This window comes from Aeromicrobium endophyticum (assembly GCF_003586285.1).
Taxonomy (GTDB): Bacteria; Actinomycetota; Actinomycetes; order Propionibacteriales; family Nocardioidaceae; genus Aeromicrobium; species Aeromicrobium endophyticum.
This window is the reverse complement of record NZ_QUBR01000002.1, coordinates 1,318,177-1,333,840: the sequence shown is the minus strand read 5'-3', so window position 1 is coordinate 1,333,840 and position 15,664 is coordinate 1,318,177. Positions and strand designations below refer to the sequence as shown.

At 71.5% G+C, this 15,664-nt stretch carries 18 protein-coding genes and 2 tRNA genes; 6 read left to right on the top strand and 14 right to left on the bottom strand.

Going from position 1 to position 15,664, the window contains the following annotated elements; all coding sequences use genetic code 11:
- Window positions 1-11: 11 nt before the first annotated feature.
- Both DX116_RS17035 and DX116_RS17030 read left to right on the top strand, forming a co-directional pair.
- Window positions 12-2,534, top strand: coding sequence for an ATP-binding protein (locus DX116_RS17035; protein ID WP_233556860.1), 2,523 nt, complete (start codon window positions 12-14; stop codon window positions 2,532-2,534).
- On the top strand, window positions 2,531-3,211 hold the full coding sequence (locus tag DX116_RS17030; RefSeq protein ID WP_119705380.1) for a response regulator: 681 nt from the start codon (window positions 2,531-2,533) through the stop codon (window positions 3,209-3,211). The genes DX116_RS17035 and DX116_RS17030 overlap by 4 nt, the downstream gene beginning before the upstream one ends.
- A gap of 88 nt (window positions 3,212-3,299) precedes the next feature.
- Here DX116_RS17030 and DX116_RS17025 read toward each other — a convergent pair whose 3' ends face one another.
- The 7 genes from DX116_RS17025 to DX116_RS16995 form a co-directional block, all read right to left on the bottom strand.
- Window positions 3,300-4,154: an NAD-dependent epimerase/dehydratase family protein gene (locus DX116_RS17025; protein ID WP_119705379.1), complete on the bottom strand. Its 855-nt coding sequence runs from the start codon at window positions 4,152-4,154 to the stop codon at window positions 3,300-3,302.
- Window positions 4,155-4,211: 57 nt separating this feature from the next.
- A complete protein-coding gene (locus DX116_RS17020; RefSeq protein ID WP_119705378.1) occupies window positions 4,212-4,529 on the bottom strand; it encodes a TFIIB-type zinc ribbon-containing protein in 318 nt (105 codons plus the stop codon).
- A 54-nt stretch (window positions 4,530-4,583) separates the two neighbouring features.
- Window positions 4,584-4,820: a hypothetical protein gene (locus tag DX116_RS17015; protein WP_119705377.1), complete on the bottom strand. Its 237-nt coding sequence runs from the start codon at window positions 4,818-4,820 to the stop codon at window positions 4,584-4,586.
- A 40-nt stretch (window positions 4,821-4,860) separates the two neighbouring features.
- Window positions 4,861-5,202: a TraR/DksA family transcriptional regulator gene (locus tag DX116_RS17010; RefSeq protein WP_233556858.1), complete on the bottom strand. Its 342-nt coding sequence runs from the start codon at window positions 5,200-5,202 to the stop codon at window positions 4,861-4,863.
- 4 nt (window positions 5,203-5,206) lie between these two features.
- Window positions 5,207-5,626 (bottom strand): pyridoxamine 5'-phosphate oxidase family protein, encoded by a 420-nt coding sequence (locus DX116_RS20375; protein ID WP_158592022.1) that lies wholly within the window; start codon window positions 5,624-5,626, stop codon window positions 5,207-5,209.
- Between the two features lie 97 nt (window positions 5,627-5,723).
- Window positions 5,724-5,796 (bottom strand) — tRNA-Lys (locus DX116_RS17000).
- Window positions 5,797-5,838: 42 nt separating this feature from the next.
- Window positions 5,839-7,386, bottom strand: coding sequence for a phytoene desaturase family protein (locus DX116_RS16995; protein ID WP_119705374.1), 1,548 nt, complete (start codon window positions 7,384-7,386; stop codon window positions 5,839-5,841).
- 97 nt (window positions 7,387-7,483) lie between these two features.
- Between DX116_RS16995 and DX116_RS16990 the strand changes: the two genes are divergently transcribed.
- Complete coding sequence (locus DX116_RS16990; RefSeq protein ID WP_119705373.1) at window positions 7,484-8,470, top strand: pirin family protein; 987 nt, start codon at window positions 7,484-7,486, stop codon at window positions 8,468-8,470.
- A 39-nt stretch (window positions 8,471-8,509) separates the two neighbouring features.
- Here the strand turns inward: DX116_RS16990 and DX116_RS16985 are convergent, their stop codons facing one another.
- A complete protein-coding gene (locus tag DX116_RS16985; RefSeq protein ID WP_147393702.1) occupies window positions 8,510-9,100 on the bottom strand; it encodes a hypothetical protein in 591 nt (196 codons plus the stop codon).
- Between the two features lie 30 nt (window positions 9,101-9,130).
- Window positions 9,131-9,796 carry a histidine phosphatase family protein gene (locus DX116_RS16980; protein ID WP_119705371.1) on the bottom strand — a complete coding sequence of 222 codons (666 nt, stop codon included), beginning with the start codon at window positions 9,794-9,796 and terminating at the stop codon, window positions 9,131-9,133.
- Window positions 9,797-9,892: 96 nt separating this feature from the next.
- On the opposite strand from DX116_RS16980, the gene DX116_RS16975 reads away from it, so the two are divergent.
- Both DX116_RS16975 and DX116_RS16970 read left to right on the top strand, forming a co-directional pair.
- Entirely contained in the window at window positions 9,893-11,653 is a 1,761-nt protein-coding gene (locus tag DX116_RS16975; protein ID WP_119705370.1) for a glycerol-3-phosphate dehydrogenase/oxidase, read from the top strand.
- Complete coding sequence (locus tag DX116_RS16970; protein ID WP_119705369.1) at window positions 11,650-12,438, top strand: DUF4097 family beta strand repeat-containing protein; 789 nt, start codon at window positions 11,650-11,652, stop codon at window positions 12,436-12,438. Before DX116_RS16975 ends, DX116_RS16970 begins: the two co-directional genes overlap by 4 nt.
- 58 nt (window positions 12,439-12,496) lie before the next feature.
- On the opposite strand, the gene DX116_RS16965 is transcribed toward DX116_RS16970, so the two are convergent.
- Both DX116_RS16965 and orn read right to left on the bottom strand, forming a co-directional pair.
- Window positions 12,497-12,569: transfer RNA gene (locus DX116_RS16965), tRNA-His, on the bottom strand.
- 61 nt (window positions 12,570-12,630) lie between these two features.
- A complete protein-coding gene (orn, locus tag DX116_RS16960) occupies window positions 12,631-13,242 on the bottom strand; it encodes an oligoribonuclease (RefSeq protein WP_119705368.1) in 612 nt (203 codons plus the stop codon).
- Between the two features lie 144 nt (window positions 13,243-13,386).
- Between orn and DX116_RS16955 the strand changes: the two genes are divergently transcribed.
- Complete coding sequence (locus tag DX116_RS16955; RefSeq protein WP_147393701.1) at window positions 13,387-14,166, top strand: DsbA family protein; 780 nt, start codon at window positions 13,387-13,389, stop codon at window positions 14,164-14,166.
- On the opposite strand, the gene DX116_RS16950 is transcribed toward DX116_RS16955, so the two are convergent.
- The 3 genes from DX116_RS16950 to DX116_RS16940 form a co-directional block, all read right to left on the bottom strand.
- A complete protein-coding gene (locus DX116_RS16950; RefSeq protein ID WP_119705366.1) occupies window positions 14,163-14,513 on the bottom strand; it encodes a fluoride efflux transporter FluC in 351 nt (116 codons plus the stop codon). The genes DX116_RS16955 and DX116_RS16950 overlap by 4 nt on opposite strands.
- The gene (crcB, locus tag DX116_RS16945; RefSeq protein WP_119705365.1) at window positions 14,510-14,893 is read right to left on the bottom strand and encodes a fluoride efflux transporter CrcB; all 384 of its coding nucleotides are present in this window, start codon (window positions 14,891-14,893) and stop codon (window positions 14,510-14,512) included. The genes DX116_RS16950 and crcB overlap by 4 nt, the downstream gene beginning before the upstream one ends.
- 132 nt (window positions 14,894-15,025) lie before the next feature.
- The gene (locus tag DX116_RS16940) at window positions 15,026-15,649 is read right to left on the bottom strand and encodes a LysE/ArgO family amino acid transporter (protein ID WP_119705364.1); all 624 of its coding nucleotides are present in this window, start codon (window positions 15,647-15,649) and stop codon (window positions 15,026-15,028) included.
- Window positions 15,650-15,664: the final 15 nt, after the last annotated feature.

Sequence of the window (15,664 nt, the reverse complement as noted above, 5' to 3'; positions counted from 1 at the left end):
ACGGGCCCGGGGTGCAGACTGAGGACGTGCAGGGCGACGAGGACCGGCGGCGACAGCGCGGCGTGCTGCGCGTCTACCTCGGTGCCTCGCCCGGCGTCGGCAAGACGTACGCGATGCTCGACGAGGGACGCCGGCGGGCCGAGCGGGGCACCGACGTCGTCGTCGGCTTCGTCGAGACCCACGGACGCGTCCACACCGCGGCCCAGGTCGAGGGCCTCGAGGTCGTGCCGCGGCTCGTGGTCGACCACCGCGGCACGCGCCAGGAGGAGCTCGACGTGCAGGCCGTCCTCGCCCGGATGCCCGAGGTCGTGCTGGTCGACGAGCTGGCGCACACCAACGTGCCGGGCGTCGGCCACGAGAAGCGCTGGCAGGACGTCGAGGACCTCCTCGCCGCCGGCATCTGCGTCATCACGACGGTCAACATCCAGCACCTGGAGTCGCTCAACGACGTCGTCGAGTCGATCACCGGCATCCGTCAGCGCGAGACCGTCCCCGACAAGATCGTGCGCGGTGCCGATGCGATCGAGCTGGTCGACATGAGCCCGCAGTCGTTGCGCCGGCGGATGGCGCACGGCAACGTCTACGCCCCCGACAAGGTCGACGCCGCGCTGTCGCGGTTCTTCCGCGAGGGCAACCTGACGGCGCTGCGCGAGCTGGCGCTGCTCTGGCTGGCCGACCGGGTCGAGGAGGGGCTCGACCGCTACCGCGACCAGCACGAGATCGACTCCACCTGGGCGACGCGCGAGCGCATCGTCGTGGCCGTCACCGGCGGCCCGGAGTCGGAGGTGCTGATGCGGCGGGCCGCCCGCATCGCCTCGCGCACCGGCGGGGGCGAGTGGCTCGGGCTCTACGTCACCCGAGGCGACGGCCTCGTGCAGATGGACCCCGCACGGCTGCACCGGCTGCACGTCATGACCGAGGACATGGGCGGCACCTTCCACTCCGTCGTCGGCGACGACACGGCCACCGCGATCCTCGACTTCGCGAAGGCCGAGAACGCCACGCAGGTGCTGATCGGGGCCAGCCGGCGCGGTCGCCTGTCGACGCTCGCCAACCCCGGCGTCGGCGAGATCGTCATCGCCGAGTCGGGCGACATCGACGTCCACATCGTCACGCACGACCAGGCACGGCGTACCAAGACCAACGTGCGGGCCACGCCCGAGCTGAGCCGTCGGCGCCGTCTGTACGGCTACCTGCTCGGGGTGCTGGGACCGTTCGTGCTGTCGGGCCTGCTGCTCGTGACGCCCGACTTCCACGGCCTGCCGACCGAGGCGATGTTCTTCATGGCCCTGGTCGTCGGGACGGCCATCGCGGGGGGACGCTGGCCGGCGGTGGCGTGCTCCCTGATCAGCGGCTTCGCGCTCAACTTCTTCTTCACGCCGCCGCTGCGCACCGTCACGATCGCCAGCGGCGACAACGCCTTCGCCGTCGTGCTGTTCGTCGTGGTGGGTGTCGCGGTGTCGTCCGTCGTCGGGCTGGCAGCGCGTCGCACGGCGCAGGCCGAGAAGGCCAGCGCCGAGGCGGACGCCCTGACCGTGCTGTCGCACAGCCTGCTGCACGCCGGCGACTTCCAGACCCTGCTCTCGAACGCCTGCGAGCTGTTCGGCATGGCCGGGGCGGCCGTCGTCACCGGCGACGGAGAGGTCCTCCACGCCTACGGCCGGCCGATCGAGAGCACCGATGCCGCCGACGTCGTGATGCCCATCGACGCCGACTCGAGCCTGGCCCTGGTCGGCCGTGCGCTCCCGGCCGCCGACCAGCGGCTGCTCAAGGCGTACGCGGCGCACGCGTCGGTGCTGGGCGAGCGGCGTCGCGCGGCTCAGGAGCGCAGCGAGCGTCGGGTGCTGGCCGAGACCGATCGCACCCGTACGGCGCTGCTCGCCGCTGTCTCCCACGACCTGCGCTCGCCCCTGTCGGCCGTGAAGGCTGCCGTCAGCAGCCTGCGCAACACCGAGATCCGCTGGTCGCCCGAGGACGAGCAGGCGCTGCTCGAGACGGTCGAGGAGGGCGCCGACCGGCTCGATGCCCTCGTGGCCAACCTGCTCGACATGAGTCGCATCCAGATGGGTGCGGTGACGGCCCACGTCGACGAGGTCGAGGTCGAGGCCGTCGTGCACGTCGCCCTGTCGCCGCTGACCGGGGCCGACCGCGTCGACGTCGAGGTCGACGACGCCGCGGCACTCGTCGTCGCGGACGCCGGCCTGCTCGAGCGTGTCGTGGCCAACCTCGTCGGCAACGCCCTGGCCTACGCGCCGGCACCGACGCGCGTGCGCGTCGACGCGACGGCATCTGCCGGCCGGGTCGTCGTGCGGGTCGTCGACACGGGCCCCGGCGTCCCCGCCGAGCAGCAGGAGCGGTTGTTCGAGGCCTTCCAGCGGCTCGGCGACGTCCCCCAGGGCGAGGGCATCGGTCTTGGCCTGGCGGTGGCCCGGGGGTTGACCGAGGCGATGGGCGGTACGTTGACGGCCGAGGACACGCCCGGTGGCGGGCTGACGTTCGTCCTCGACCTGCCGGGGACGGGAGCGCCGCGATGACCTTCGTGCTGGCGGTCGACGACGACCCGGCCATCCTGCGCACCCTCTCGATCAACCTGCGGGCCCGCGGGTACGACGTCGAGACCGCCGGCGACGGCCGCTCGGCGCTGCAGGTCGTCGACGAGCGCATGCCCGACGCCGTGATCCTCGACCTCGGCCTGCCCGACCTCGACGGCGTGGCGGTGCTCAAGCGGCTGCGGAGCTTCACACAGGTGCCGGTCGTGGTGCTGTCCGCCCGCCACGAGTCGGACGACAAGGTCGAGGCACTCGACGAGGGGGCTGACGACTACGTGACCAAGCCCTTCGACATGGAGGAGCTGCTGGCCCGGGTCCGCTCAGCGATCAGGCGGGCCGGGGCGGCAGAGGCGTCGCTGGTGGTCGTGGCGGGCGACGTGCGGCTCGACGTCACCGAGCGCCGCGCCACGCGGGCCGGTGACGAGGTGCGGCTGACGCCCACGGAGTGGCACATCGTCGAGGTGCTGGCGCGGCGCCAGGGGCGGCTGGTGCGTCAGGCCGAGCTGCTGCACGAGGTGTGGGGCCCGGGGTACGACCGCGAGACCAACTACCTGCGCGTCTACCTCGCGCAGATCCGTCGCAAGCTCGAGTCCGATCCGTCCCGGCCCACGATGTTCATCACCGACCCGGGCATCGGCTACCGGCTCGTGACGCCGGGCTGAGCTCGCCCGGGGCCCGAGGCGGCGCACCGCAGACGCCGTGCGGTGGGTCAGCGACCTGTCAGAGTCGCTGACCCACCGCCTCGCCGACTCACTCGGCGGTGGAGTAGCCCTTCGAGAGCAGCTCGACGAGCGTCGGACGCGTCGGGCTCCACCCGAGCTCGGACTTCGCGCGCTGGCCGTCGGCCTGCTGGTCGAGCAGCAGCGCCTCGCCGAACCCGCCCAGGCGGGCCACGGTGGCCTCGTCGGACTCGGGGACGACGGTCTCGGCGATCGCCTCGCCCAGCTCGCGCACCGTCGGGTTGACGCCCGAGACGCCGATGTAGGCCTTGCCGCCGGGTGCCTGGGTCAGCACGCGGACGTACAGATCGGCGAGGTCGTCGACGTGCACCGTCGTCCAGTGCTGCTCGCCGCTGCCGATGAGCGTGAGCCGGCCGTCCTCGACGCCGTCGACCAGCATGGCCGGGATGCCCGCTCCGCGGCCGTAGACGATGCCCGGCTGCACGACCGATGCCTTGACGTCGGACTCCAGCACGCGCTGCTCGCCGGCGGGACGCCAGGAGGTGATGGACGGCGGGTTCGGCGCATCGGTCTCGACGAACGAGTCGCCGGATCCGTAGGTCCAGATGCCGCCCGTGTGGACGAACGGCTTGTCGGTGCCCGCGAAGGCGTCGAGTGCCGCGGTGATGACGGCGTCGTTGAGGGCGGGGTCGCGCTCGTCGCTGCCGGCAGCGGCGTGCACGAGGCCGTCGTGGTGGCGCAGCTCGGAGGCGAGCCACGAGGCGTCGAACAGGTCGCCGATGACGCCGGTGGCGCCGAGATCGCTGGCCTTGAGCGACGACTGCTGGCTGCGGACGACGGCCGTCACCTGGTGCCCCTGCGCGACGAGCGCGGAGGTGACGGCTGACCCGATGAGACCGGTGGACCCGGTGAGCAGAATCTTCATGTCGTGGTCAACCCGTGCCATACCGGCGGTATTCCGGCCAGCGAGGCTCCGCCCGGCTCAGTCGAACAGCTCGGAGAGCCAGTGCTCCTTCTTCTTCTTGCGGTACGGCTGCTGCCCGTAGCCGCCCGAGCGGCTGTCGTGGCGGGGCTCCTCGTACCGGCGCTCCTCGCGCCGAGGCGCGTCGTACCGCGGCTCGGCGTACTGCTGCGGAGGGACGGGGGCGGGAGCCGGAGGGATCTCGGCGGTCGCCCGCTCCAGGATCTTGTCGAGCTCGCCGCGGTCGAGCCAGACACCGCGGCACTCGGGGCAGTAGTCGATCTCGATGCCTGACCGCTCGCTCATCACGAGGGTGGCGCTGTCGGTAGGACACTTCATACCTGACCAACTCGTGCGCCCCGGCCAGAGTTCCCACGCCCGTCGTGGTCGCCGTCAGTGCGGCAGGTGCCGGCGACCGACCTCGACGAGCTTCTCGACGGCCGACGCCACCAGCATGGCCCCGGTCGAGACGACCAGCATCCACGCGGCACCGTCGATCATGACGTGGGTCCATCGTGGGGAGCCCGGTCGGTACAGCGCGACGGCGAGCAGGGTCAGGACGCCCAGGCCGACGGCCAGCACGGCGACGGCCTCGCGGGCGCGTGACTCCGGCGACCGACGACTCGACATGTGACCCACGTTACGTCCGCGCGGATGTGCCGGCCACCCGTCACGAGCACGCCACGCAGGTGCGGGCGACGGGGCGGGCCTCGAGGCGTCCCTCGGGGATCGGCCTGCCACAGCGCTCGCACAGGCCGTAGGTTCCCTGCTCGACGCGCTCGAGGGCGTCGTCGACGTCGGCGAGCCGGGCACGCGTCTGCTCGACCATCGTGCTGACCTGCGAGCGCTCGAACGCGATCGTCGAGCCCTCGGGGTCGTGCTCGTCGTCGGCGTTGGAGTCGGCCGACGCCTCGACGATGCCGTCGAAGTCACGGGTCAGCGAGGCGAGCAGGAGCGTGGCGCGCTCCCGCTCGTCGGTCAGTCGATCTCGGGCATGCTCGGTGTCGGTCACGGCGTCAGTCGCGCAGCCGCACCCGGCGCCCGGCGATCTCGTCGGGCTCGACGGCCAGCACGATGGTGCGCTCGCCCGCCGCCCAGGCCTGGGGGCGGCGGATCGTCTGGAGGTGGGCGAGCACGGCCGGGTCATCGACGCGGCGGATGGCGCCGTGCACCGTCACCGACCAGCCCCACCGGAAGACGTCGTCGTGGTAGTCGACCTCGAAGACGACGTCGGTGCCCTGGGCGAGCTTCGAGAAGGACGTCCCGTCAGCCGTGCGTACGTGCACGACCGAGTCGTGGACGACGTAGTTGATGGGAAGCAGGTGCTGCCGGCCCTCGATGACGAAGGCCATCCGCCCGACGGAGGCGGTGTCGAGCAGCTCGAGGCACTCCGCCTCGTCGAGCCGAGCGGCACCGTCGGAGAAGAAGGCGTTCATCGGGCCAGGGTAGCGCCACGGACGGCTGGCACAGCACGCTCGGAGGTGGCCGGGAAGAAGCAAAGGCCCCATTCGGCGAGGAATGGGGCCTTCACAGTGCGGCATCAGGGACTCGAACCCCGAACCCGCTGATTAAGAGTCAGCTGCTCTGCCAATTGAGCTAATGCCGCCGAGTGGCCGAGCCACGAAGCGAGAGAAACGTTAGCAGGGGGTCACGCGCCCCCCAAATCCAGGTCTGCCTCGAGCAGTGCATGGGCCGCGTTGTGCCCTGCAATGCCGCTGACGGCGCCCCCTCGACGGGCGCCGCTGCCGCACATCAGCACGCGGGGGTGCGACGTCTGGACGCCCCAGCGCTCGGCGGCGGAGCGGGGCTTCTCGCCCTCCTCGAGCCACGGCCACTGCAGGTCGCCGTGGAAGATGTGCCCGCCCGGCATCGCGAGCGCCTGCTCGATCTGCGCGGGCGTCTTGTGCTCGACGCCGAGGATCAACGGCTCGAGGGGCTCGGCCAGGTGCTCGTCGAGCGCGGCCAGCACCTGGGCGTACGCGCGCTCGGCTGCCTCGGCGTCGGGCAGGACCTCGTACGGCGTGTGCAGGCCGAAGTAGGTCAGGGTCTGCGCCTCGGTGTCGACGAGGTCGGGACCGAGGATCGACCGGTCGGTCAGGGTGTGGCAGTACAGCTCGCCGGCAGCGCGGTCGGGGAGGGCGCCGCCGGCGGCCTGGCGCCACGCCTGCTCGAGCTCGCTCATCGACTCGCCCAGGTGGAAGGTGCCGGCGAATGCGATCGCCGGGTCGACCCCCGACCTGAGGTGCGGCAGCCGCGAGACCAGCAGGTTGACCTTGAACTGCGAGCCGGACGGCCTGGGCGGGGTCGGGCGCCCCATCAGCCCGGCGAGCGCGTGGGGCGCGATTCCGCTCAGCACGTGAGCGGCCTCGATGACGAAGCCGTCGCCGCTCACCGTGACGCCGTCGTCGCGCGCTGCCACGGAGGTCACGGTGCTGTCGGTGCGGATCGTCGCGCCGGCCTCGCGCGCGACCCGTTCGAGCTCGGCGGTCACCGCGCCCATGCCGCCGACCGGCACGCGCCACTCGCCCGTCCCGTTGCCGACGAGGTGGTAGAGGAAGCAGCGGTTCTGCACCAGGCTCGGGTCGTGCAGCGAGGCGAAGGTGCCGATCAACGCATCGGTGCCGACGATGCCGCGGACGAGGTCGTGCGCGAAGCGTCGCTCGATCGCCGACCCCAGGGGCTCGTCGACGACATCGGTCCAGATCGCCATCTCGCTGAGGTCGCGCAGGTTGCCGATGTGGGGGAGCGGCGAGAGCAGGGTCGGGGCCACGACGTCGGCCAGGGCCGCGACCTCGGCGTAGAACTGACGCCACGCCGCGAGCTCGTCGTCGGCGCCGGTGAGTGCACGGAACGACTCGCGGGTGGCTTCGCCCTCGACGGTCTCGACGAGCAGGCCACCGCCCGGGTACGGCGTGTACGAGGCCGTCTCGCGTGAGCGCAGCTCGACACCGAGGCCGAGGTCGTCGATCAGCTGCTGGGGCATCAGGCTCACGAGGTACGAGTAGCGCGACAGGCGGGCGTCGTGGCCCTCGAACGTCTGCGCGCTGATCGCCGCCCCGCCCACGTGGGGCAGCCGCTCGAGGACGACGACGTGCCGGCCGGCGCGTGCCAGGTAGGTCGCCGCGACGAGGGCGTTGTGCCCGCCGCCGACGATGACGACGTCTGCGTGCTCGTCCGCCGAGGAGGTCTGCGTCATGCCGACCAGCGTAGGGCCGTGGGAGGGGCGGGCCGGGGAATGCTTGACGTTAGTTGAATATTGAACTAAATTGAGAGATCTACTGAGGAGAAGTCAGATGCCTGCTGTGACCGTTGCCGACTGGACCGTCCTTCCCCGCGTGATCGCCGCGCCGACCCAGACCGAGGACCGTGCGCCGATCAGCGTCACCACGGCGCCGACCGGCTACGAGGGCGAGGGGTTCCCGGTGCACCGGGCCTTCGCCGGCGTCGACGCCCGCCAGCTCGACCCCTTCATCCACATGGACCAGATGGGTGAGGTCGAGTACCAGCCCGGCGAGCCCAAGGGCACGCCCTGGCACCCGCACCGCGGCTTCGAGACCGTGACCTACATGATCGACGGCGTCATGGACCACCAGGACACGCACGGCGGCGGCGGTTCGATCACCGACGGCGACACCCAGTGGATGACCGCGGGCTCGGGCCTGCTGCACATCGAGACGCCGCCGGAGTGGCTGGTCGTCAAGGGTGGGGTCTTCCACGGCCTGCAGCTGTGGGTCAACCTGCCGAAGGCCAGCAAGTGGCTGCCGCCGCACTACCAGGACATCCGCGGCACCGACGTCGGCCTGGCCTCGACACCCGACGCCGGAGCGCTGCTGCGCGTCATCGCCGGCGAGGTCGACGGCGTCAAGGGGCCGGGCTCCACCCACACGCCGATGGCCATGGTGCACGCGACCGTGCTGCCGGGCGCGGAGATGACGGTGCCGTGGCGCACCGACTTCAACGCGCTCGTCTACGTGATGGGCGGAGCGGGCTACGTCGCGCGCGACCGGCGTCCTCTGCGGGCCGGTCAGCTGGCGGTGCTGGGCCACGGCGAGACCATCACGGTGGGCGCCGACCAGCGCCAGGCGGCCAAGGACCCGGCGCTCGAGGTCGTGCTGCTGGGCGGTCTGCCCATCCGCGAGCCGATCGCGTGGGCCGGCCCGTTCGTCATGAACTCCAAGGCCGAGGTCGCGCAGGCGTTCGAGGACTTCCAGAAGGGTCGCCTCGGCACGATCCCGACCGTCCCGCACGCCGACGTCCACGGCGAGATGCTGCCCGACTAGCGGCCGGGTCCGGTCGGTGAGGCCGCGAGGCCCGTGCGGTCAGCCCTGGCAGAACAGCTGATCGTGCGGGCCCGACGTGGTGCGCGTCTCGGTGACGCGTCCGTTGACCGTGATCGTGCACGTGACGGGCACCCCCGCGGGGCCGGCCAGCGAGAACAGCTGCGCGTAGTCGGGCGGTCCGTAGGCGGTGGTGGTGAGCGACCACGAGGTGCCCGGCGAGGTGACCGTGCCGGTGGAGTGGTCGAGGCTCGTCGGGACGATGTAGCCGACGTAGGCGATCGGCGCGGCCGACGTCATGGTGAGCACGACCTTCTCGCGGGGGAGGCCGAGGATGCCGCCCTCGCCGCGGAGTCCCTTCAGATCGGGGACGCCGGCTCCGGGGAACGTCGTGCCCGGCCGAGCCGGTGCGGTGGCGGGACGATCGACGTCCTGGTCGGCCAGTCCGAGGTCGTCGGTGGCCGAGTACTCGGGCGGCTCGGTCGACGGGACGGCGACACGGACGTCGTCCTTGGGCGTCGAGCCGCCGTGGCCCAGCAGCAGCGACGCGGCGACGCCGGCGATGACCAGCAGGCCGACGACCACCGCTGCTGCTGCCGCCGACCTCGTCCTGTCGCGCTTGACCCGTCGCATGGACTCTCCAACGACCGGTCCGGCGGTTGGTTAGTCGTCGAGGGGCTCCGAGGCGGGACTGTGATCGCCCGAGACGCCCCGGACGGCGGCCTCGGCGACCCCCTCACCGAGCCACGACGTGACGGTCCACCCGTCGGCGGACGAGCCGTCCACGACGACGACGCCGGTGTTGGTCACGTAGTGGTCGGTGACGAAGTCGAGGTCGATGTTGTCGGTGCGCACCGCGCACCAGGCGCGGATGACGGCGCCGTGGCTGACGAGCGCGACGTCGTCGTGGCCGGAGGCCTCGACCTCCGCGACCACCTCGTCGAAGCGGGCGATGACCTCGCGGCCGTCCTGCGCGCCCGGCATGCGGACATCGAGGTCGCCGCCACACCACGCGAAGAGCGTCGACACGTACTGGTGCACGGCCGCCTCGTCGCGGCGTCCCTCGACGTCGCCGGCGGCGATCTCGCGCAGGCCTGCTCGCTCGACCGGCGTGATGCCACGAGCGCCGGCCAGCGGCGCGGCCGTGAGGTGCGTGCGCACCATCGTCGACACGTAGATCGCGTCGATCGGCTGGTCGCTGAGTGCATGGACGAGCTGCTCGGCCTGCTGCGAGCCCAACGTCGTGAGCCCGGGGCCGGGCACGGTCGACTCGAGGACGCCCTCGACGTTGGCGGGGGTCTGGCCGTGGCGGATCAGGATGAGGCGCATGCGCCGAGCCTACGGACGACGACGGGCCGGCGTCGGGTCGGTCACATCGGACTGCGGGCGTTCGCCGCGTTGCACGGGTACTGATTGACTGGGAGCATGCGTCCCGTCGCCCTCTCGCCCGAGAACCGCCAAGCCGCACTCGATGCGATGGCCTCCACCCCGCTCGACGTCCTGGTCATCGGTGGTGGCGTCGTCGGTGGAGGCGCCGCGCTCGACGCCGCGACCCGCGGGTTGACGGTCGGGCTGGTCGAGGCGCGTGACTTCGCCTCGGGCACGTCGAGCCGCTCCAGCAAGCTGATGCACGGCGGCCTGCGCTACCTCGAGATGCTCGACTTCCGCCTGGTCGCCGAGGCGCTCAAGGAGCGCGGCCTGAGCCTGCAGCGGCTCGCCCCGCACCTCGTTCGCGAGGTCGGCTTCATCTACCCGCTGACGCACCGGGTGTGGGAGCGGTTCTACGCCGGCTCCGGCGTCGCGCTGTACGACGCGATGAGCAAGGCGTCCGGCTACGGCCAGAACGTCCCCCTGCACCGTCACCTGACGCGCCGGGGCGCGCGCAAGCTCATGCCCGCCCTCAAGAAGGACGCCCTGGTCGGCGCGCTGCACTACTACGACGGCCAGGTCGACGACGCCCGCCACACGATGTTCCTGTCGCGCACCGCCGCGGCCTACGGCGCGCACGTCGCGAGCCGTACCCGCGTGATCGACCTGCTGCGCGACGGCGACCGGGTCGTGGGTGCGCGCGTCAAGGACCTCGAGTCGGGCGCCGAGTTCGACGTCTCGGCCAAGCAGGTGGTCAACGCCAGCGGCGTCTGGACCGACGAGACCCAGTCGTTCGCCGGCGAGCGCGGCCAGTTCCACGTCCGGGCCAGCAAGGGCGTGCACCTGGTGGTGCCTCGCGACCGCATCCGGGGCACGTCGGGCCTGATCCTGCGCACCGAGAAGTCGGTGCTGTTCGTCATCCCGTGGGGTCGCCACTGGATCATCGGCACCACCGACACCGACTGGTCGCTCTCCAAGGACCACCCGGCCGCCAGCCGCAGCGACATCGACTACCTGCTCGACCACGTCAACACCGTGCTCGAGCAGCCGCTCACCCACGCCGACGTCGAGGGCGTCTACGCCGGGCTGCGTCCGCTGCTGGCCGGTGAGGACGAGGCCACCAGCAAGCTCTCGCGCGAGCACGCGGTCGGCACGAGCGTCAAGGGCCTGGTCGTCATCGCGGGCGGCAAGTACACGACCTACCGCATCATGGCCAAGGACGCCGTCGACGCCGCCGTCCACGGCATGGAGACGCAGCTCGACCGCCACGCCCCGCCCTCGGTCACCGAGAACGTCCCGCTGCTCGGTGCCGACGGCTACGACGCGCTGTGGAACCAGCGTCACCAGATCGCCCGCACCAGTGGCCTCGGGGTCGGACGCGTCGAGCACCTGCTGCACCGCTACGGCTCGCTGGTCTCGGAGGTGCTCGACCTCGTCGAGGCCCAGCCCGACCTCGCCGACCCGCTCACAGGCGCCGACGACTACCTGCGCGCCGAGATCGTCTACGCCGCGTCCCACGAGGGCGCGCGCCACCTCGACGACGCCATCGCCCGGCGCACCCGCATCTCGATCGAGACCTTCGACCGCGGGGTGGCGGTCGCGGCCGAGGTCGCCGAGCTGATGGGCGAGGTGCTGGGCTGGACCACCGAGCAGCGTGCCAACGAGGTCGACCACTACCTCAAGCGCGTCGAGGCCGAGCGCGAGAGCCAGACCATGCCCGACGACGAGACGGCCGACGCAGCCCGCATGGGCGCGGCCGACGTCGTCCCGGTCACCACCGGCGAGGGCTCCGCCGGTGAGAGGCGGGGCGGGGCATGAGCGCCGACGACGAGACCATCGCCAACGGCCAGGCGCTGACCGACGACGAGATCATCGCCGACTACGACGTGCGGTCGCCAGCCTCTCGCACCCTGCTGACGGTCGTCGGGACGATCCTCGTGGTGACGGTGCTGGCCGGCCTGGTGCTGGGGGTCTCGATCCTCAAGCGCAGCACCTCGGTGTCGACCAGCGACATCCAGCTCGGGCAGTCGACGCAGATCGACATCGACGCCGGCGCGTCCGACCTGCACATCGTGCAGGGCGACGCCGACGTCGTCCGGGTCAAGGCCAGGATCACCAGCGGGCTGCGCGACACGCAGTTCGACATCGGCCGGCGCGGCGACCAGATCAAGATCGTCTCGGGCTGCAAGGAGTGGCTCAACCCGGGGTGCGGGGTCGACACGACCCTCGAGCTGCCCAAGGGCTTCCCGGTCGTCGTCCGCACGACCTCGGGCAACATCTCGGTCGACGACCTCGCCGAGGGCGTCCTGACGATCGAGAGCGGCAGCGGCGACGTCACCGGCAAGGGCCTGCGGCTCGACGAGCTCGACGTGCGCACCGGCTCCGGCAACGTCGCCGCGACCTTCGCCAAGCAGCCGTTCGGCTTCAAGGCGACCACGCGCGACGGCGACATCCGGGCCACCCTGGGCGAGGGCAAGCGCAAGTACGCCGTCACGGCGACGTCCACCTCGGGCGACGTCTCGTCCACGATCGACTCCCAGCAGGGCGGCTCGGGCTTCATCCGCGCCAGGAGCGACACCGGCGACATCACGCTGGCGCGCTGAGCGCGTCCGCCACGACGACAAGACCCCCGGACCGAGGTCCGGGGGTCTTGTGCATCTGGGTGAGTGACGGGACTCGAACCCGCGACCACCGCCACCACAAGGCGGTGCTCTACCAGCTGAGCTACACCCACCACGCGTGCCGGGCATGCGCCCGACACGGCGAGAAATAGTCTAACGCAGGCTTCGGGCGAGCTACGACCGGCCCGTCACCGAACCGGCGACCTCGGCCGCGATGGCCTTCGCCGAGTCGGAGTCGATGCCGGGATCCGGGGTGAACACCGACCGCCGGTAGTAGCGCAGCTCCTCGATGGACTCCTGGATGTCGACCAGCGCACGATGCTCGCCGCCCTTGGCCGGAGCGGCGAAGTACGCCCGCGGGAACCACTGTCGCGAGAGCTCCTTGATCGACGAGACGTCGATCACGCGGTAGTGCAGCCAGCCCTCGAGCTCGGCCATGTCACGGGCCAGGAAGGCGCGGTCGGTGCCGATCGTGTTGCCGGCCATGGGGGCCTTGCGCGGCTCCTTGACGAACTCGCGGACGTACTCGAGCACCTGCTCCTCCGCCTCGCGCAGGCCGAGGCCCGCCTCGAGCTCGGTGATCAGCCCGGACGTCGTGTGCATCTGGGTGACGAAGTCGTTCATCTGGTCGAGCGCGGCCTGGGGAGGCTTGATCACCAGGTCGACGCCGTCGCCGAGGACGTTGAGGTCGTAGTCGGTGACGAGGGCCGCCACCTCGACGAGGGCGTCCGCCTCGAGGGAGAGCCCGGTCATCTCGCAGTCGATCCACACCAGCTTGTCATTCACCCACCGCACACTAGTCCAGCCGGGCGGTCGGGCTCGGACGGTGGTGAGGGGGCGGCTGCGGACCGGCCGCTACCCTCGTCAGGAACCTTCGTGGACGGCGCAGCGTTGGTCCAGGTGGCGACCACCCCGAACCAGGAGACAGCAGTGAGCAACGACCGACAGAACCGAGCAGCCCGCGCAGAGCAGATGCGCAAGGAGCGTGAGAAGGCCGATCGCAAGCAGCGCAACCTCATCACGGTGGGCATCGTCGTCGTGGTCATCGCGCTGATCGCGGTCGGCGGCTACGGCATCAACGCCGCCAGCAAGGCCAACGAGAAGGAAGACAAGGTCGTCCAGCCGGCCAACGCGACCAAGGACTTCGGCATCGTCTACGACGCGGCCGCCGCCGGGGCCACCCCGCCCGCGGACGCCAAGCCGGTGTCGGTCGAGGTCTACGAAGACTTCCAGTGCCCGATCTGCCGCAGCTTCGAGGAGCAGAGCGGTGACTTCCTCCGGCAGCAGGTCGCCAGCGGCGCCGTCACCGTCACGTACCGGCCGTTCTCGTTCCTCGACGACACCGGCGGAAGCCCGAACGACTACTCCAAGCGGTCGACGAGCGCCGCGCTGTGTGCGCTCGACAAGGGCGGTGTCGCCGACTACATCAAGGTGCACGACTACCTCTACGCCAACCAGCCCGACGAAGGCACGCCCGGCCCGGAGAACGCCGCGCTGGCCAAGGCCATCGACGGTCTCGGCATCTCGGGCGTCGACTCGTGCGTCAAGACCGAGAAGTTCGTGCCGTGGGTCAAGAAGGCCCGCACGACGGCGTCCGACTCCGATCGCAAGGTCGACTCCACCCCGACGGTCTACGTCGGCGGCAAGGCGGTCGAGAACCCGTCGCCGCAGGGCCTGCAGGCTGCGATCGACGCTGCCAAGGCCGCCTAGCGCGCCACCGCGTATCCGCAGGCAGCCGCCGCGACGCTCACGGTCAGCATGACCAGGGCGTTGACGGCGGCTGCTGCGTATCGGCGGTCGAGCACCAGGTGGGCGGTCTCGACGCTCGCCGTGCTGAACGTCGTGTACCCGCCCAGGAAGCCGGTACCGAGGACGGCGTGCGAGGTGGCGCCTGCGCCCGCCCCCACGAGCAGGCCCAGCGCGAACGAGCCGGTGACGTTGATGAGCAGCGTCGACCAGGGCAGGCGGGACGACACGCGGGGGCGCACCCACAGGTCGACGACGTACCGGGTGCCGGCGCCGAGACCGCCGGCCAGGGCCAGCGACAGCGGTGTCATCGCGTGACCGCCCGTCCGGCGGCGACGCCCGTCAGCGCCGCGACGAGGCCGAGAGCCACGCTGCCGATCGCGTAGGCGGCGCCCAGCGCGACGTGGCCGTCGCGCAGCAAGGTGTCGGTCTCGACGGCCAGCGAGCTGTAGGTGGTGTAGCCGCCGAGGAAGCCCGTGCCCAGGAGCAGGCGCACCTGCCGGTGACGCCCCGAGTCGTCGCTGCGCAGCGCGAGCGCCGCCAGGAGGGCGCCGAGGACGAACGCCCCTGTCACGTTGACCAGCAGCGTGCCGACCGGCAGCTCGTGCCCGGGGTTGAGCCACTCGCCGATGCCGTAGCGGACCAACGAACCGGCCGCTCCGCCCGCGACCACCACGAGGAACGACTTCACCCCTCCATCAGACCACGCCCCGAGGCGACGTCATCACCTCTGTACCCGGGTCGCCGCATCGGTGATGACGTCGTGGGGACGTCATCACATCGGTACCTGGGTCGCCGCATCGGTGATGACGTCCGCGAGGGATCAGGGGGTCAGACCACGCAGGAGCGTCGCGGCGATGACGACCATGACGGCGGCGATGACGGCGTCGAGCACGCGCCACGCCGACGGCTTGACGAACACCGGCTGCAGCAGGCGGGCCCCGAAGCCGAGGGCCGTGAACCACACGACGCTGGCGGCGACCGCGCCGGCGCCGAACCACCACCGCTCGTCGCCGTGCGTGCCGGCGACGGAGCCGAGCAGCACGACGGTGTCGAGGTAGACGTGCGGGTTGAGCCACGTCAGGGCCACGGCGGTGCTGACGGCGGGCCACAGGGCCGATCCGGACGCGTCTGCGCGAGCGTCGATGGATCCTGGCCGCCAGGCACGCCGAGCAGCCAGGGCGGCGTAGGTCAGCAGGAAGGCGGCACCTGCGACGCGCATGACGTCCACGAGCCACGGTGCGAGGTCGAGCAGCGAACCCAGGCCGGCGATGCCCGCGACGATCAGCACGGCGTCCGAGACGGCACACACCGCCACCACCGGCAGCACGTGCTCGCGCAGCAGCCCTTGACGCAGCACGAAGGCGTTCTGGGCGCCGATGGCCACGATCAACGACAGGCCGAAGCCCAGCCCGGATGCCACGGCCACGGCCGTCTCGTGCGTCATGGTCCGACCGTAGGA

Bases quoted from the DNA above. Each gene is read 5' to 3' on its own strand.
- DX116_RS16985 (WP_147393702.1), bottom strand. From the start codon at position 9,100: ATGCGACGGGTCAAGCGCGACAGGACGAGGTCGGCGGCAGCAGCAGCG.
- DX116_RS16980 (WP_119705371.1), bottom strand. From the start codon at position 9,796: ATGCGCCTCATCCTGATCCGCCACGGCCAGACCCCCGCCAACGTCGAG.
- DX116_RS16995 (WP_119705374.1), bottom strand. From the start codon at position 7,386: ATGACGCAGACCTCCTCGGCGGACGAGCACGCAGACGTCGTCATCGTC.
- DX116_RS16970 (WP_119705369.1), top strand. From the start codon at position 11,650: ATGAGCGCCGACGACGAGACCATCGCCAACGGCCAGGCGCTGACCGAC.
- DX116_RS17020 (WP_119705378.1), bottom strand. From the start codon at position 4,529: ATGAAGTGTCCTACCGACAGCGCCACCCTCGTGATGAGCGAGCGGTCA.
- DX116_RS17015 (WP_119705377.1), bottom strand. From the start codon at position 4,820: ATGTCGAGTCGTCGGTCGCCGGAGTCACGCGCCCGCGAGGCCGTCGCC.
- DX116_RS16950 (WP_119705366.1), bottom strand. From the start codon at position 14,513: ATGACACCGCTGTCGCTGGCCCTGGCCGGCGGTCTCGGCGCCGGCACC.
- DX116_RS16940 (WP_119705364.1), bottom strand. From the start codon at position 15,649: ATGACGCACGAGACGGCCGTGGCCGTGGCATCCGGGCTGGGCTTCGGC.
- DX116_RS20375 (WP_158592022.1), bottom strand. From the start codon at position 5,626: ATGAACGCCTTCTTCTCCGACGGTGCCGCTCGGCTCGACGAGGCGGAG.
- DX116_RS16975 (WP_119705370.1), top strand. From the start codon at position 9,893: ATGCGTCCCGTCGCCCTCTCGCCCGAGAACCGCCAAGCCGCACTCGAT.
- DX116_RS17030 (WP_119705380.1), top strand. From the start codon at position 2,531: ATGACCTTCGTGCTGGCGGTCGACGACGACCCGGCCATCCTGCGCACC.
- DX116_RS17025 (WP_119705379.1), bottom strand. From the start codon at position 4,154: ATGAAGATTCTGCTCACCGGGTCCACCGGTCTCATCGGGTCAGCCGTC.
- DX116_RS16990 (WP_119705373.1), top strand. From the start codon at position 7,484: ATGCCTGCTGTGACCGTTGCCGACTGGACCGTCCTTCCCCGCGTGATC.